We start from the raw sequence: 15,757 nt of genomic DNA on the forward strand, positions 1-15,757 counted from the left end.
CATGACCAACGCCCCCATCTACGACGCGGCAAAGCAACGGATCACCTCGCTGGTCGAGGGCCAGGATCCGCAGACGCCGGTCGCGGCGACGCCCGGCTGGTCCGTCAAGGACGTGGTGGCGCACCTCGCCGGCGGTCTGCGTGACTTCGTGGACCGCCGGTTCGACGGTGTCGAGTCCGGCGAGTGGGGCGAACGGCAGGTGCGTGACCGCAAGGACAACTCGCTGGCCGACGCCTTCGCCGAGTGGGAGGCGAACCGGGAGCTCGCCGAGCCGTTGTTCGACACTCCCATGGGGTCCGTGCTGATCTCCGAGGTGGTGGCGCACGAGCACGATCTCCGCGCGGCGCTGGGGGTTCCGGGCGACCGGGACGGCGTGGCAGTGCGGGCGGCGCTCACGAAACCGTTGCAGCAGCTGGATCAGCGGATGCGGGACAACGAGGTGCCGGCGCTGCGGATCACGCTGGAGCACGGCGACCGGGTGCTGGGGCACGGGGATCCCGCCGGGACGTTGCGGACGACGTCGTTCGAGCTGATGCGGGCGATCGGCGGGCGGCGGTCCGCGGACCAGATCAAGGCGCTGGACTGGGACGGCGATCCGGACGTCTGGATCGCCGCGCTGGCGTTGTTCGGACGGCACCGGCCGGAGCCGTTCAGTGAGTGATTGGCTCACCGACACTCGCGACTCGTACGACACGGTCGCGGTCAGCTATGCCGAGCACACGCGTGAACTGCTGAACGGGCTGCCGCACGTGCGGGCCGCGCTCAGGTTGTTCGCCGAAGAGGTGGACGGGCCGGTGGCGGACGTCGGCTGTGGTCCCGGTCTGGTCACCGCGCACCTGCACGCGCTCGGTGCGGACGTGTTCGGAGTGGACCTCTCGCCGGGCATGATCGAACTGGCCCGGCGCGAGCATCCGGGGCTGCGGTTCGAGGTCGGGTCGATGACCGAACCGCTCGGCGACGCGGTGGCCGGGATCGTCGCGTTCTGGTCGTTGATCCACATCCCGGACGACGAGGTGCCCACCGTCTTCAAGCACTTCCGGGAAGCGTTGCGCCCCAACGGGTTGCTGATGATCGGCTTCCACGCCGGCGACGAGACGCGGCTGAAGGAGCAGGGGTACGGCGGGCATCCGATGCGGGTGCACGTTCACCTGCGGCAGCCGGAGCGGGTGGCCGGGTGGCTGAGCGAGGCGGGGTTCACCGTCGAGGCGCAGTGGTTGCTGGGCACGGACGGGGCGATCCTGTTCGCACGGCGCGGGTGAGACCATTTGCCCGTGTCAGAAGAACAAACGTGTCAGCGGTGCGGCGAGACCGTCGAGCTGGACCAGGAAGACTTCGAGCTGTTCGAGCGGATGCACCCCGAGTGCTTCCACTACGCGTTCGAGCACGACCTGAACAAGCCGGGCATCGGCGTCGACGAGAACTGCGGCGACGACGCCTGTCCTTCGGCGGTATGAGAAACGGGCGCACCCCCGAGTGCGCCCGTTTCCTTTCTACCTAGATCAGCTGCCGTACGCGGAGAGCGGCGGGCAGGAGCAGACCAGGTTGCGGTCGCCCTTCGCGCCGTCGATGCGGCGGACCGGCGGCCAGATCTTCGGAGCACCGGTACCGGCCGGGTAGACGGCCTCCTCGCGGGTGTACGGGTGGTTCCACTCGCCGACGGTCACGCAGGCCGCGGTGTGCGGGGCGTTGCGCAGCGGGTTGTCCTCCGCGGTCCACTCGCCGGAGCCAACGCGGTCGATCTCGTGCTTGATGGCGATCATGGCGTCGATGAACCTGTCGATCTCGGCCAGGTCCTCGGACTCGGTCGGCTCGACCATCAGGGTGCCGGCGACCGGGAACGACATCGTCGGGGCGTGCAGGCCGTAGTCGGCGAGGCGCTTGGCGACGTCGTCCACCGTCACGCCGGTGGCCTTGGTGATCGGGCGCAGGTCGAGGATGCACTCGTGGGCCACGAAGCCGCCCTCGCCGGTGTAGAGGACCGGGTAGTGCTCGTCCAGCCGGCGCGCGACGTAGTTCGCGGCGGCCACGGCGGTCAGGGTGGCGCGGCGCAGGCCGTCGCCGCCCATCATGCGCACGTAGGCCCACGAGATCGGCAGGATCGACGCGGAACCCCACGGGGCGGCGGAGATCGGGCCGACGCCGGTCGCCGGGCCCGCGGTGGGCTGCAGCGGGTGGTTCGGCAGGAACGGCGCGAGGTGCGAGCGGACGCCGATCGGGCCGACGCCGGGGCCACCGCCGCCGTGCGGGATGCAGAACGTCTTGTGCAGGTTCAGGTGCGAGACGTCCGAACCGAACTTGCCGTAGCGCGCCAGGCCGATCAGGGCGTTGAGGTTCGCGCCGTCGACGTACACCTGGCCGCCCGCGTCGTGGACCAGGCCGCAGACCTCGCTGACGGTGTCCTCGTACACGCCGTGGGTCGACGGGTAGGTGATCATGATCGCGGCGAGGTCGTCGGCGTGCTCCGCGACGGTCTCGCGCAGGTGACCCATGTCGATGTTGCCCTTGTCGTCGCACTTCACGACGACGACGCGCATGCCCGCCATGACGGCGGAAGCGGCGTTGGTGCCGTGGGCGGACGACGGGATCAGGCAGACGTCACGGTCGGCGTTGCCGTTCGCGCGGTGGTACGCGCGGATCGCCAGCAGACCGGCGAACTCGCCCTGCGAACCGGCGTTGGGCTGCAACGACACCGCGTCGTAGCCGGTGACCTCGGCGAGCCACGCCTCCAGGTCGGAGACGATCTTCAGCAGACCCTTGGCGTCCTCGACGGGCGCGAACGGGTGCAGCGTCGAGAACTCCGGCCAGGTGATGGACTCCATCTCCGCGGTGGCGTTCAGCTTCATCGTGCAGGAACCGAGCGGGATCATGCTGCGGTCGAGCGCGACGTCCTTGTCCGACAACGCACGCAGGTACCGCAGCAGCGCGGTCTCGGAGCGGTGCGCGTGGAACACCGGGTGGGTCAGGTAGTCGGAGGTGCGGCGCAGGTCGGCCGGGATGCCGTCCGCGGTGTCGGCGTCGATCGCGTCCACATCGGACCCGGTGACACCGAAGGCTTCCCACACGGCGACGAGGTGCGCGCGCGTGGTCTTCTCGTCGCAGGCGATCGCCACGACGTCGGCGTCGACCTGACGCAGGTTGATGCCGGCCTCGCGCGCCTTGGCGACGACCGCCGCGGCCTGGCCCTCGACGCGCACCTGGACGGTGTCGAAGAACTCGCCGTGCACGACGTCGAGACCGGCCTCGCACAGGCCCGTGGCGAGCACGGTGGCCAGTCGGTGCACGCGGGTCGCGATCGACCGCAGGCCCTCAGGACCGTGGTAGACCGCGTACATGGAGGCGATCACGGCGAGCAGCACCTGTGCGGTGCAGATGTTCGACGTGGCCTTCTCACGGCGGATGTGCTGCTCACGCGTCTGCAACGCCAAGCGGTAGGCCAGCGAGCCGTCGGAGTCGACGGAGACGCCGACCAGTCGGCCGGGCAGCTGGCGCTCCAGTCCGGACCGGACGGCCATGTACCCGGCGTGCGGGCCGCCGAAGCCGATCGGCACACCGAAGCGCTGCGTGGTGCCGACCACGACGTCCGCGCCGATCTCGCCCGGCGCGCGCAGCAGCGTCAGCGCCAGCAGGTCCGCGACGACGACGGCCTGCGCGCCCGCCGCGTGGATCTCCTCGATCAGCGCGGCCTGGTCGCGCACCACACCGGACGCACCGGGGTACGACAGCAGCACGCCGTAGAAGTCGCCGCCCAGGCCGAGGCCCTCGATGCCCTGCGACAGGTCGGCGACGACGATCTCGATGCCCAGCGGCTCGGCGCGCGTCTCGATGACGGCCAGCGTCTGCGGCAGCGTGTCGGCGTCGACGACGAACTTGTTCGACTTCGAGCGACCGGCGCGGCGCACCAGGGTCATGGCCTCGGCGGCGGCGGTCGACTCGTCCAGCATGGACGCGTTCGCGACCGGCAGGCCGGTCAGGTCGCCGACCATGGTCTGGAAGTTCAGCAGCGCCTCGAGCCGGCCCTGCGAGATCTCGGGCTGGTACGGCGTGTACGCGGTGTACCAGGCGGGCGACTCCAGCACGTTGCGCAGGATGACGCCCGGCGTGACGGTGTCGTAGTAGCCGAGGCCGATCATCTGCGTCATCGGGCGGTTCTGCGACGCGAGCTCACGCAGCTCGGCCAGCGCCTCGGTCTCGGTGGCCGGGGCCGGCAGGTCGAGCACGAGGTCGCGCTCGTGGATCGACGAAGGCACCGCGCGCTGCGCCAGCTCCTCCAGCGATCCGACGCCGATGACGTCGAGGATGCGCGCCAGTTCGGCGGGGCGCGGACCGACGTGGCGGTCGGCGAACGGGGTGCCGTGCTCGAGAGCGGCGAGCGGAATGCGGTCCTGCGTCATCAAACGCCTCCGGGTGGCTGCGGGCACACGTGTCCTGTGCCCTCCCCGCTCTGTCCGTACCCGTGACGGGCGCCTGAGAGGTTCACCCCGTTGTGACGCGGGGCTTTCACCGTCGGCGGGACCCCCGAAAACTCTTCGGCGGTCCACTTTCCAGAGGCGTCTAGCTCATGCGGTCCTGGATGCCTGAGAGGTTCCCGGGGAGGGACTTGCTCCTTCGGCGCCGGGCTCGAAGCCCGGACTCTCCCGCCTGAGTTCAGCGACTACCCGTGAAGAATACCCGCAGGCAGCCCAGCTAGTCCCCAAGGACGCGACCTACGTCTCAACAGCGAGACCGCGCAGCACCCTGCCGACCGGGTCGAGCAGGTCCTCGCGCACCGCCACCAGCAGGTGCGAGGTGCTCACCACCTCGTCCCCGCGCTGGGCCGCGACGAGCTTCGCGCCCTCGACGAACCTCTCGACCCCGGCACCGGTCGCGGCCGGCAACGTGGCCGGATCCACTCCCGCCGCACGCAGCGCCGCCGCCCCACCGGACTCGAACTCCGGCCGCAACCGCCGCCCGGCGACCGTCAGCTGGTGGTCGACCGTCAGCACCGCCGCCACGAGGTCGGCGGCCGTTGCTTCCTGGCGTCCGGCTGCCACAGCGAGCCTCGTCGCCTCGTTCCGCACCACGGTCAGCACCGGTCCGCCCAGGCCCTGGCCGCGGGCGACGAACCGGATCAGCCACCGCACGTAGCCGCCACCGGAGTCACCCTCCAACGCGCCGGCCCGGCGCAGCAGATACACGGCTGGAGCCTCTTCCGGTTGCGCGGCCTTCCGCACGGCCGCGGTCGTGGCGTCGACGTCCACGCGCAGGACGGTGAACAGGTCAGCGGCCCGTCCGGACTCGAGCGACAGCAACGCCACCGAGAGGTGGGTCGTGGTCAGCACACCGTCGCCGGCCGCGGCGATCGCCGCGCGCAGACACCCGTCCAGCGCACGACTCGCCGGCAGCGCGGGCTCGACGAGGACGTGGTCGTGGGCCGCGCGCATCAACGCGGTCACGTCCGGACCGGGGTCGCCGGACCCGCCGTCGTCACCGGCCCAGTTGTCGACACCCCGCGCCATCGCCTGTGCCCGCACCGACTTCACGCCCAGCCTGCGGCCGGGGCCGATCGTGTCCGCCAGGGCGATCAGCAGGTTCTCGGTGCCGACGAAGCCGAACTCCAGCCGGGACGCTCGCTTCACCGCGGCCGCCAGCACCTTCACGACCTGCTTGGAGGGTGTGCACTTCATGCGCTCAACGCTAGGGAGCGCGTGATCGGAGACGCTGCTGCCGACTGGCCACACAGGACAGCCAGTCGGCCATGGTCTGCTCAGCCCGTCGCGCGCTCCCGCCGGCGGCGCGTCAGCTCGTCCTCCGTCATGGGAGCGATCTCCATGCCGTCCGCACGTTCGGCCGGGAACTCGTGGATCGTGCCGGAGATCTCCCGCATCGCACCGCTCACCGCGATGCCGAACACGCCCTGGCCGCCCTGCAGCAGATCGACGACCTCTTCGGGCGAGGTGCACTCGTAGACGGTCGTGCCGTCCGAGAAGAGGGTGATCTTCGCCAGGTCCTGCACGCCACGACGGCGCAGGTGGTCGACGGCCACCCTGATGTTCTGCAACGAGACGCCGGTGTCCAGCAGTCTCTTCACCACCTTCAGGACCAGGATGTCCTTGAAGGAGTAGAGCCGTTGACTCCCGGAACCGTGGGCCATCCTTATCGTCGGAGCGACGAGTCCGGTCCTGGCCCAGTAGTCGAGCTGCCGGTACGTGATGCCCGCGATCTGACACGCCGCGGGACCCCGGTAGCCGACGAGCTCGTCCGGCAGCGAGGAGTCCGGGAACAGCTCACCCTGCTGCCCGGATTCGGCCCTCACGGGCGCTTCCTCGGCCACGCCTGCCTCCCCTCGCCAACGGCCACGAAAGTCGAGGCCGTCAAGCCACCACGTCAGCTCTCACGAACCGGGTGACGTCCACTCGAGTTCGACGGTAAGACCGGCCGGAGGGCAGGTCAACGCGACGCGCGGGGAGGATCGACCCTCAACCTGAGGTGGAGAGTCACAGCGTCACCCGAAGTGGGACGTTCAGGTGACGTTTAGTGATCGTTTAGCGGCCAAAGCGTGCAGAAAGTAGCCCGAGTGAGCGACACGCTTGTGGGTTATAACGGTTCCAAACAAGACGGACAGCGACACTGCCCATGTCCCGTCTATGTGTCCGCTCCGCGACTGTGCTTATGTGTCCGCTCCGCGGAAGTCCTCCGGGGAGACCGAGTCGAGGAACTCGCGGAACTTCTCGACCTCGTCCTCCTGCTCGTCCGGGATGATGAGGCCGGCCTCTGCCAGGACGGACTCCTCCGCGTGGATCGGCACGCCCACGCGCAACGCCAGCGCCACCGAGTCCGAGGGTCGCGCGGAGACCCGCACGTCGCCGTCGAACACGAGCTCGGCGAAGAACGTGCCCTCCTGCAGGTCGGTGATCCGCACCTGTTCGAGGTTGCGGCCCAGCGCCCCGATGACGTCCTTCAGCAGGTCGTGGGTGAGAGGCCGAGCCGGGCGGACACCCTGTTGCTCGAGTGCGATGGCAGTGGCTTCGACGGACCCGATCCAGATCGGCAGGTACCGCTCGCCCTCGGTTTCGCGCAGCAGAAGGATCGGCTGGTTCTGGGGCAGCTCTACCCGGACGCCCACGACGCGCATCTCACTCATCGGGTCTCGCCTCCCTCTGACTCGTTGGGGAGTACCCGGTTTCGCCTCCGAGCATCCCCCGGCGTATGCGTTCGACGCTACCCGCCAAGCGGGCCGTGTGCTCAATTGTTGCGGGCAGAACGTGATCAAGATGATTGCCGCAGGCCCGCTCTTACCAACAACGTGTGCAACGAGGTGAACAGGTCAGCCAATTCCCGAACCGTCTCGGGATCTGAGAAGGATTTCAGCAGAACCACCTCGTGATCCGCTGCCGCGCGGACCGCGCGCAGGTGCTCGCGCTCGACGCCGAGTCCGGTCATCGTCCGGATCATGCGGAGCGTCGCGAGGTCATCGACGGTGAAACGGCCGCCGGGGCCGGCGCGCAGCAGGCCGTCGCGTTCCAGCTGGGACAGCTGTTCCGCGCTGATTCCGGCCTGGGCCAGCAGATCGATCCGCGACACCGACACGGAGTCCGCGGGAACGGTGTCGAGCTGTTCGCGGATCACCTTGAGCGGCAGGTATCTGTCGCGTTGTGCGGACAGCACGAACCGCAGCCTCTCGACGTCCGCCACGGAGAACTGGCGGTAGCCGGAGGCCGTGCGTGCCGGGCGGACCAGCCCCTCCGCTTCCAGGAAGCGGATCTTGGAGATGGTGACGTCGGGGAACTCGGGACGAAGCTGCGAGAGCACCGCCCCGATGCTGAGCACCCCGCGTTGTGGCCGCCCGGCCGTCACGCGTCAGGCTCCCGCGGAGCCTGGACCCGTCAGGAAGACGAGACGGAACTTGCCGATCTGGACCTCGTCACCGTTCGCGAGGACGGCCTGGTCGACCGGCTCGCGGTTGACGTAGGTGCCGTTGAGGCTGCCCACGTCGATGACGACGAACTCGCCGCTCTCCCGGCGGAACTCGGCGTGGCGGCGCGAGACCGTCACGTCGTCCAGGAAGATGTCGCTGTCGGGGTGGCGCCCCGCGCTCGTCGTGTCGCGGTCCAGCAAGAACCGGGAACCGGCGTTCGGGCCGCGCTTCACCACGAGCAGCGCGGAACCGGCGGGAAGTGCGTCTACACCGGCAACGGCCGGCTCCTGGGCGGGCGCCTCGGCGCCGCCCTCCATCTCCTGGAGGAAGTCCGCCCGGAAGACGGAGGTCCGCTCCGGGGACTGCTCCGGCGGAACGCCTGGGCCGTCGTTCGTGCTCACCTGAGCTCTCCTCCTGCTGCTGGATCCGTCACTTCCGGTAAAACCTATCGCGTTCGGGTCGCCACCCTCAGCGCGGCTCCCCTTCCGGCCGAAGAGGCGGCGAAAGATCGACGTCACTCCTTCTCCACCAAGGCCTTGTAGCCCTCCGCGTCCAGCAGGCCTTCCAGCGCGTCCGCGTCGTTCAGACGGATCTCCACCATCCAGCCCTCGCCGTACGGATCGGTGTTGACCGAGTCCGGCGTCTGCACCAACGCGTCGTTGATGGCGACGACCTCACCGTCGAGCGGCGAGTAGAGGTCGGACACGCTCTTGGTCGACTCGACCTCGCCGAACGTGTCGCCGGCCGCGACTGTGTGGCCGACCTCGGGCAGCTGGACGAAGACGACGTCACCGAGCTGTTCCTGGGCGTAGTCGGTGATGCCGACCCGCACGGTGTTCTCGCCCGTGCTGGCGACCCACTCGTGTTCCTCGGTGTAGCGAAGCTCCTCGGGAATCAACTGACTGCGCTCCTCGTGCTGAACCTGTATGGGGTGATCTTTTCACGCGGCCCTGCCGGGAGTGACCCGCAGGGCCAGGAAGAACTGGTAGACGTACAGCAGCGCCGACCACAGGTAGAGCGCCCCGCCCCAGACCGTGAACGCGTAGGCGATCGGCTGGGCGGCCTGCGCCCACGCCGAATCGCCCTGCGCGAGCAGCAGCAGGGGGAAGGCGTACAGCAGGTTGAAGGTCGCGGCCTTGCCCAGGTACGTGACCTCGAACGGGGCCCAGCCCCGTTGCCGCAGGACCAGCAGGCAGATGCCGACGACGACCTCTCGCCCGACCAGCACCAGGGCGATCCAGAGCGGCACGATGTCCCTGATCACGAACGCCAGCAGCGTGCAGAACACGTAGAGGCGGTCGGCGGCGGGATCGAGCAGCGCGCCCAGGTTGCTCATCTGGTTGAGCCAGCGGGCGAGCTTGCCGTCCAGCCAGTCGGAGAATCCCGCGAACACGAGAATGAGCAGCGCCCAGCCGTCTTCGCGGGGTCCGAGCAACAGGTACAGGAAGAGCGGAACACCGGCCAGCCGCAACACGCTGAGCAGGTTCGGAATCGTCAGCAGGCGATCAGCCGGATCACGCACACCCGCACTCTAAACGAGTGACTGCGCAGGGGCTGCCGGATGGCGTCACGGCACGCGGTGCGACTGGTTGCGGGTGGTGCGGGTGTTCTGTTCTTTACAGGTCGGGCTCAGGCTGTCTTGAAGAGCGTCCAGCCTCGGCGCTGCATCTCGGCACCGGTGATGGCGTGCGGGCGGCCCCGGTCGTCGCGCCCCACCCAGCGAGCGCGGAAACCCTCGAGCACGTAGGCGTGACCCCGGCTCCACACCACGCTGCACGGCGTGGTGGGCAGCCCGGTCTGCATCTCTGCGGCCTGCTGCGGCTGGGTCTCCATGGCGGTTCTCATTTCAGTCCCTCCGTGACAACAGGGATGTCGCGCACCGGGGCTCCGGCGTTATCCCTGGAAACGAATTCTGTCCGACTGTGGTTCAGAACACGTGTCCTGTTTGGGTCCTTAGCGTTAACTGGATCAATCGGCGCGCCGAGCTGTTCGGGCCCGAAGTTCGACAGATGGCGGGTTGCTTGCCTACGCAACCGTTCGTCGTACGCCGATGACCGCACGGCGTCCGGTCGCTATCGGCAGGGCTTAACCTCACTGCGTGGAGCAGGTGAAATTCGGTGCGGAGCTCATCTCACGGTTGATGGACCACCTCAGCTCGCAGCTCAAGGGCTGCGTGGGCGTGGGCCTCAGCGTGTGGCCGGACGGCAAGCTGCTGCGAGCCGCGGGCCGGGCAGGCGAGCTGGACCAGGCGCAGCTCGACGGTGGCGAGGGACCGCTGGTCGAGGCTTCCCGCTACGAACGGCAGGTGTCCGGTCAGGTCGCCGGCGTCGACGTCGTCGCGGTGCCGGGCAGCTGGGGCGACGGCGGTCCGGTCGTGCTCACCGTCTACCTCGACCATTCGCCACGGGTCAGCGATCTGCAGGCCATCGAGGAGATCGAACCGCTCGTCGCGACCGCGGCAGCGGTGATCGAGTTCTGCGCGGGCGAGGTCCTGCGCGCCGACCAGATGGTCCGGATGGTGCAGCACCGCCGGTACATCGAGCAGGCGAAGGGCCTGGTGATGGGAGCACGGCAGTGCGCGCCGGGCGACGCGTTCGAACTGCTCGTGCGGACCAGTCAGAACGCCAACGTGAAGCTGCGGCACCTGGCCGCCGCGCTGGTGCTCATCGTCGGCGGGACGCTGGAGGACGGCGCCGAGGAGGTCGGGGTCGTCGAGCCGCCGGAGGCCGCGTTCGACACCGCGCACAAACTGTGGACCGCCATCAAGATGTGACCGAAAACGTTTGAGCATGTCTCGGTTTGGGTAAGGACTCCTCGATCTGTCCTGTAGAGCGGCCACTCCCGTACGGTGGGGCCGCAGCGGTTGAGCCAGCAGCCGCATCGGGGCCGCTGCAGTGGCGGCTCCCCGCGTTCTGAGAGGGAGTACATCGGTGACTGTGCAGGACCCGCGTGCGGAGCAGACCATCGAGCTGTCGGTGCGACAGCCGGCGGCCGGTGTCTCGGTCCTCGCCGTTTCCGGTGAGGTCGACATGGTGTCCGCGCCGACGTTGCGCGACGCCCTGGTGAACGGCCTGGCCGACGGCGGCACCTTCGTGGTGGACATGACCGGCGTGACGTTCCTCGGTTCCGCCGGCCTGGCGGTGCTCGTGGAGGCCGCGAGGCTGGCGCCACAGCACGAGGCGGCTCTCAAGGTCGTGGCCAAGGCGCGTGCCGTGACGCGTCCGCTGGAGGCCACGGGCCTCGGTGAGGTGTTCAGCATCCACGAGTCCGTAGACGCCGCACTGAGCTAGCCGAGCATCTGGGCTGGCCGAGCATCCGGGCTGGCCGAGCATCCGGGCTAGCAGACCGCGAGGCGGTTCCCTGCCGCTTCCAATGCTTCGGTGACGGCGCTCAATGCCTGCTCGACGCCACCTCTGTCCTCACCGAGCCGGGTGAGGTCGACGGTCAGCGGCACGCTGCCGCCCCGCGCGGCGGTGATGAGCATCCGGCGCAGCGATGGGCCGGACGCCACCGGCACGTTCCCGCGCACGACGGCCACGACACCGGAGGAGGTCTCGTACACGTGCACCTCGCATTCCGGCGGAGCGGCCCGCTGAGCGGGCGCGGGCGCACGCGCTCTGGTGAGCCGCACTGTGGTGCCGCTCGACGTGCGGTCGATCTCGACTTCGTCCACGCTCTCCCGCATGAGCAGGAGACCCCTGCCGCGCGTGGTGAGCGCGGGCGGCGGAACGCGCCACTGGCCGTGGTCGGTGACGTCCACGTGGACGGCGCCGTACCGGCCGATGCGCGCCCTGACCTCGATGGTGCCCCCAGCGGGTCCCGGGTAGGCGTGTTCGACGGAGTTGTTGACCGCTTCGCTGACCGCGAGAACGAGATCCACCGCCTCGTCCTCGGTGAGCTCGCTGTCCCCCAGCCATTCGCGCAACTGGTGCCGCACCGGCGCCACCTCGTGCGCTTCGGCGGGAAATCGGAGAGCCAGGAAGTCCTCGTGCGCCAGCACAGCTCTCCTCCCGTTGGTCCTTGCCTCAGGTGGCTTCCCTGGGCGCGATGCCAATACACGTGTGAAACGAAATCGATTCGGGTACGGCAATGACATGCCGGCCTTCAGCAGAACGGACTACGAGGTGGGTGTGACGCAATTGTCAGGGGTCGAACTGCGGATGGCCGCGGATCCCACGCAGCTGTCCATCGTGCGCGCGGTTGCCGCGGACATCGCGATGCGACAGGACTTCGACCTCGACTCGATCGAGGACCTGAAGCTCGCGGTGGACGAGACGTGCTCGACGCTGATCACGATGGCCGCCGATGACGCGGTCCTGAGCTGCCACTTCGCGGTGGACGGCAAGGGCGCGGTGCACGTGCGCGCGAAGGTCGCCGGCAAGTCCGCGGCCGGGCCCGACGAGGGCAGCTTCGGCTGGCGCGTGCTGACCGCGCTCGTGGACTCCGTGGAGACCAGAGTCGAGGAAACCGAAGGGTTCGCGGTCCACATCGGCCTCGTGAAGTCTTCGGCAGGGGCGGTGGATGCGTGACGAGCTCGGAGGAGGCGACCAAAACCTCCCCGGAGGAGACGCCGAAACGCGAAGAGACCCCCAAGCGCTCCGGCGGTGACTACGACCACCTGGCCCCGCTGTTCGCGGAGCTCGCGGCGACCCCGGAGGGTCCGCTGCGGGAGACGCTGCGGGACCGGCTCGTCACCGAGCACCTCCCGGTCGCCCAGCACATCGCCCGCCGGTTCGGCCACCGCGGCGAACCGCACGAGGACCTCGTGCAGGTCGCGACGGTCGGCCTGATCAACGCGGTCGACCGCTTCGACCCCGACCGCGGCTCCGACTTCCTGTCGTTCGCCGTGCCGACGATCATGGGCGAGGTCCGGAAGTACTTCCGGGACTCGAGCTGGTCGGTGCGGATGCCGAGGCGGCTCAAGGAGCTGCACCTGGCGATCAACGCGGGCACCTCGCGGCTGTCGCAGTCCCTCGGCAGAGCACCGACACCGTCGGAGCTGGCCGAGCACCTGGGACTGTCGCGCGACGAGGTCCACGAAGGACTCGCGGCCGGAAACGCTTATCAGAGCGCTTCTTTGGACGACATGCTGATGTCGGAGGACTCGTCGATCTCACTGGGTTCGACCATCGGCGAGGAAGACCCCGAGATCGCGATGATCGAGCAGCGAGAGGCTCTCCACCCGTTGCTGCAGAAGCTTCCCGAGCGGGAGCGGAAGATCGTGATCATGCGGTTCTTCGGCAACATGACGCAGACGCAGATCGCGCAGAAGGTCGGGATCTCGCAGATGCACGTCTCGCGGCTGCTCGCGAAGACGCTGCGTCAGCTGAGAGACGTGCTGGAGGAGTGATTCCGTGAGTGGTTTTGGCCGCCTTGCTCGTCGCCGAGGCGGCCAAAACCACTCACGTCGCCCAACCGCTCACGGAGCTAGGAAGCGACCCGCACCCGGCGCCGGGCGGCGGCGATGATCTGACGCCGTTCGTCCTCTCCCATGCCGCCCCACACGCCGTACGGTTCCTGGGCGTCGAGAGCGTGCTCGCGGCACTGCGCCAGCACCGGGCACTGCGCGCAGATCGCCTTGGCCTTCTCCTCCCGAGCCGCTCGCGCGTAACCGCGCTCGTTGTCGGGGTGGAAGAAGACAGCGCTGTTCTGGCCGCGGCACAGCCCTTCCATCTGCCAGTCCCAGACCTCGGTCACCGGCCTGGGCAAACGGGTGGTGCAGGTCATCGCGACTCCCTATGGCTGGGCGGAAGAGTTGCGATCACTGCGTACCCGTGATCTGACCAGGGGTAAACCTGTCAGAGCCGTTCGGGTGCCCCAATACCCAGCAGTGACAACCCCAGCGTGAGCACTCGCGACGTGAGCGTGAGCAGGTGCAACCGCGAGTCCTGCAACTCCTGGCTCTCCGCCGTGGCCACCGGGCAGTGGTTGTAGAACGTCGAGAACGCCGTAGCCGTCTCGAACAGGTAGTTCGTGAGCTTGTGCGGCGCCAGCTCGTCAATGGCCGCCTGAACGGCCACAGGCAGCTGCAACAGCTTCAACGCCAGCTCCCGCTCGGCCGGCTCCCGCAACACCAACGGCGCGTCAGCGGGAGCCTCACGCCCCACCTTGCGCCCAATGGACAGGATCCGGGCGTTCGCGTACTGGATGTACACCGACGTGTCACCAGTCGTCGCGAGCATCTTCTCCCAGGTGAAGACGTAGTCCTTCTCCCGGTCGTTGGAGAGGTCCGCGTACTTGACCGCACCCAGCCCGATCGTCCTGGCGAGCGCGTCCTTCTCCGCACCCTCCACTTCGGACGTCTCGGGCATCACCTTGTACGAGTTCTCGACGGCCTCGTTCAACAGGTCGATCAACTTGATCGTCCCACCGGCCCGCGTCCGAATCGTCTTGCCGTCAGACCCGAGAATCGTGCCGAACCCGGTGTGCACCGCCGTGTGCGCGTCATCCAGCCACCCGGCCTGCTTGGACGTCGCGAAAATCATCTGGAAGTGCTGAGCCTGCGGCGACCCGACCACATAAATCAGCTGGTCGACCTTGCGCTCCCGCACCCAGTACCGGGCAGTCGCGAAATCCGTCGTGGCGTATCCGTACCCACCATCACTCTTCCGAATGATGAGCGGCAGCCGATCCCCTTCACGGTTCGTGAACCCAGGCGGAAACACGCAAAGCGCGCCGTCGCTGGTCTCGACCAGACCCTTCTGCTGCAACTCGGTGATCGTGTCCGCGAGATACGGGTTGTAAAAGCTCTCACCATAGTTGTCTTCAGCCGTCAGCCCGATCCCCAACAGCTCGTACACCTGGTTGAAGTGCCGCTGCGACTCCCCCACCAGCTCATGCCACAACTTGAGCGTGGCCTCGTCCCCACCCTGCAACAACACAACCCGCCGCCGCGCCCGATCGGCGAACTCCGGATCAGCGTCGAACTTCGCCCGAGCCTGCTGGTAGAACGCGTTGAGGTCACCGATCTCGTGCTCAGCCCCGTGACCCTCATCCGTCAGATGCTCGATCAGCATCCCGAACGGCGTGCCCCAGTCACCAAGATGGTTGTGCGGAATGACCTCATGCCCGGCAAAGGTCAGCAGCCTGCAAAAAGCGTCACCGATGATCGTCGACCGCAGATGCCCGACGTGCATCTCCTTGGCCACGTTGGGACTGCTGTAGTCAATCGCAATCCGCCGGGACACCTCGGCAACCGGCACCCCGATCCGCTCATCGCCGAGCAGCTTCGCGGCCTCCGCCTCCAGCCACTCCCGCTTCAACTGGAGGTTGATGAACCCGGGCCCCGCGATCTCCGAAGCCTCCAGCACATCAGCCGCGTCCAGGTGCTCAACGATCAGCTGGGCAACCTCACGAGGGTTCTTCCCGACCTTCTTCGCAAGACTCATCGCCACGTTGCACTGATAATCAACACCGTCGCGGTTGGACGGTCGGATCAGCGCTTCCTCGGCGGTGATGTCCACGTCCAACGCGTCGCGCAACGCAAGCGCGACCCGCTGGCCCAGCTCAAGCCCGACATCTCCACGCAGCACTGAACCCACCTCTCACCACGGCTAGTTCACCCAAGTATTTCACCCAACACCAAACCCAATGCACCCCCGCCCAGCCACGGCGCAGCCGAGGCCCACGCCGATGCCGCAGGCGAGGCGACCCAATGGCGAAGCCGAGGCTCTTAACGCTTGAAACAGCGCTCCGGGCGGACCGCACCACCTACGCAACGCCACTCCGCCCAAAGCAACAGAGAGGATGTCGTGGCGGGATCGCCTGGGTCGGTCTGACCCTCAAAGCAACTGACCGTGGTGTCCTTCGCCGGATCTGTCGTCCGGCCCAGGCGGTCTCGCGTGCACGTCACCAGGCGGGCGG

General features: G+C 68.3%; 19 protein-coding genes and 1 riboswitch. Of the genes, 7 read left to right on the forward strand and 12 right to left on the reverse strand.

Annotated elements, in window-relative coordinates:
* Position 1 precedes the first annotated feature (1 nt).
* The 3 genes from SK803_RS43920 to SK803_RS43930 are packed head-to-tail and all read left to right on the forward strand — an operon-like array spanning position 2 to position 1,454.
* Positions 2 to 661 carry a maleylpyruvate isomerase family mycothiol-dependent enzyme gene (locus SK803_RS43920; RefSeq protein WP_319972187.1) on the forward strand — a complete coding sequence of 220 codons (660 nt, stop codon included), beginning with the start codon at positions 2 to 4 and terminating at the stop codon, positions 659 to 661.
* Positions 654 to 1,259 (forward strand): class I SAM-dependent DNA methyltransferase, encoded by a 606-nt coding sequence (locus tag SK803_RS43925; protein WP_319972188.1) that lies wholly within the window; start codon positions 654 to 656, stop codon positions 1,257 to 1,259. Before SK803_RS43920 ends, SK803_RS43925 begins: the two co-directional genes overlap by 8 nt.
* A gap of 12 nt (positions 1,260 to 1,271) precedes the next feature.
* Positions 1,272 to 1,454 carry a hypothetical protein gene (locus SK803_RS43930; RefSeq protein ID WP_319972189.1) on the forward strand — a complete coding sequence of 61 codons (183 nt, stop codon included), beginning with the start codon at positions 1,272 to 1,274 and terminating at the stop codon, positions 1,452 to 1,454.
* Positions 1,455 to 1,499: 45 nt separating this feature from the next.
* On the opposite strand, the gene gcvP is transcribed toward SK803_RS43930, so the two are convergent.
* From gcvP to SK803_RS43975, 9 genes are all read right to left on the reverse strand, one after another.
* A complete protein-coding gene (gene gcvP / locus SK803_RS43935) occupies positions 1,500 to 4,391 on the reverse strand; it encodes an aminomethyl-transferring glycine dehydrogenase (RefSeq protein WP_319972190.1) in 2,892 nt (963 codons plus the stop codon).
* A 160-nt stretch (positions 4,392 to 4,551) separates the two neighbouring features.
* Positions 4,552 to 4,647: riboswitch (glycine riboswitch) on the reverse strand.
* A 56-nt stretch (positions 4,648 to 4,703) separates the two neighbouring features.
* Complete coding sequence (locus SK803_RS43940) at positions 4,704 to 5,663, reverse strand: Clp protease N-terminal domain-containing protein (RefSeq protein WP_319972191.1); 960 nt, start codon at positions 5,661 to 5,663, stop codon at positions 4,704 to 4,706.
* An 80-nt stretch (positions 5,664 to 5,743) separates the two neighbouring features.
* Positions 5,744 to 6,310, reverse strand: a complete 567-nt coding sequence (locus SK803_RS43945) for a MerR family transcriptional regulator (RefSeq protein WP_086667674.1) — start codon at positions 6,308 to 6,310, stop codon at positions 5,744 to 5,746.
* 336 nt (positions 6,311 to 6,646) lie between these two features.
* Positions 6,647 to 7,120: a bifunctional nuclease family protein gene (locus SK803_RS43950; protein WP_030468959.1), complete on the reverse strand. Its 474-nt coding sequence runs from the start codon at positions 7,118 to 7,120 to the stop codon at positions 6,647 to 6,649.
* Positions 7,121 to 7,245: 125 nt separating this feature from the next.
* Positions 7,246 to 7,833, reverse strand: coding sequence for a MerR family transcriptional regulator (locus SK803_RS43955; RefSeq protein ID WP_319972193.1), 588 nt, complete (start codon positions 7,831 to 7,833; stop codon positions 7,246 to 7,248).
* A gap of 3 nt (positions 7,834 to 7,836) precedes the next feature.
* A complete protein-coding gene (gene garA, locus SK803_RS43960; RefSeq protein ID WP_030476302.1) occupies positions 7,837 to 8,295 on the reverse strand; it encodes a glycogen accumulation regulator GarA in 459 nt (152 codons plus the stop codon).
* A 113-nt stretch (positions 8,296 to 8,408) separates the two neighbouring features.
* Complete coding sequence (gcvH, locus tag SK803_RS43965; protein ID WP_319972194.1) at positions 8,409 to 8,792, reverse strand: glycine cleavage system protein GcvH; 384 nt, start codon at positions 8,790 to 8,792, stop codon at positions 8,409 to 8,411.
* Positions 8,793 to 8,834: 42 nt separating this feature from the next.
* On the reverse strand, positions 8,835 to 9,416 hold the full coding sequence (locus tag SK803_RS43970) for a CDP-alcohol phosphatidyltransferase family protein (RefSeq protein WP_319972195.1): 582 nt from the start codon (positions 9,414 to 9,416) through the stop codon (positions 8,835 to 8,837).
* Between the two features lie 107 nt (positions 9,417 to 9,523).
* Entirely contained in the window at positions 9,524 to 9,739 is a 216-nt protein-coding gene (locus SK803_RS43975) for a hypothetical protein (protein ID WP_319972196.1), read from the reverse strand.
* A gap of 253 nt (positions 9,740 to 9,992) precedes the next feature.
* Between SK803_RS43975 and SK803_RS43980 the strand changes: the two genes are divergently transcribed.
* On the forward strand, positions 9,993 to 10,667 hold the full coding sequence (locus SK803_RS43980) for an ANTAR domain-containing protein (RefSeq protein ID WP_319972197.1): 675 nt from the start codon (positions 9,993 to 9,995) through the stop codon (positions 10,665 to 10,667).
* Positions 10,668 to 10,824: 157 nt separating this feature from the next.
* Positions 10,825 to 11,184: an STAS domain-containing protein gene (locus tag SK803_RS43985; RefSeq protein ID WP_319972198.1), complete on the forward strand. Its 360-nt coding sequence runs from the start codon at positions 10,825 to 10,827 to the stop codon at positions 11,182 to 11,184.
* Between the two features lie 47 nt (positions 11,185 to 11,231).
* On the opposite strand, the gene SK803_RS43990 is transcribed toward SK803_RS43985, so the two are convergent.
* On the reverse strand, positions 11,232 to 11,894 hold the full coding sequence (locus tag SK803_RS43990; protein WP_319972199.1) for an ATP-binding protein: 663 nt from the start codon (positions 11,892 to 11,894) through the stop codon (positions 11,232 to 11,234).
* Positions 11,895 to 11,988: 94 nt separating this feature from the next.
* Between SK803_RS43990 and SK803_RS43995 the strand changes: the two genes are divergently transcribed.
* Positions 11,989 to 12,423: an ATP-binding protein gene (locus SK803_RS43995; protein ID WP_319972200.1), complete on the forward strand. Its 435-nt coding sequence runs from the start codon at positions 11,989 to 11,991 to the stop codon at positions 12,421 to 12,423.
* A gap of 89 nt (positions 12,424 to 12,512) precedes the next feature.
* A complete protein-coding gene (locus SK803_RS44000) occupies positions 12,513 to 13,244 on the forward strand; it encodes a SigB/SigF/SigG family RNA polymerase sigma factor (protein WP_319972203.1) in 732 nt (243 codons plus the stop codon).
* Between the two features lie 77 nt (positions 13,245 to 13,321).
* Here the strand turns inward: SK803_RS44000 and SK803_RS44005 are convergent, their stop codons facing one another.
* Positions 13,322 to 13,621, reverse strand: a complete 300-nt coding sequence (locus SK803_RS44005; RefSeq protein WP_319972201.1) for a WhiB family transcriptional regulator — start codon at positions 13,619 to 13,621, stop codon at positions 13,322 to 13,324.
* 71 nt (positions 13,622 to 13,692) lie between these two features.
* The gene (argS, locus tag SK803_RS44010; RefSeq protein WP_319972202.1) at positions 13,693 to 15,426 is read right to left on the reverse strand and encodes an arginine--tRNA ligase; all 1,734 of its coding nucleotides are present in this window, start codon (positions 15,424 to 15,426) and stop codon (positions 13,693 to 13,695) included.
* Positions 15,427 to 15,757: the final 331 nt, after the last annotated feature.

It is taken from the genome of Lentzea miocenica, assembly GCF_033949945.1.
Taxonomy (GTDB): Bacteria; Actinomycetota; Actinomycetes; order Mycobacteriales; family Pseudonocardiaceae; genus Lentzea; species Lentzea miocenica.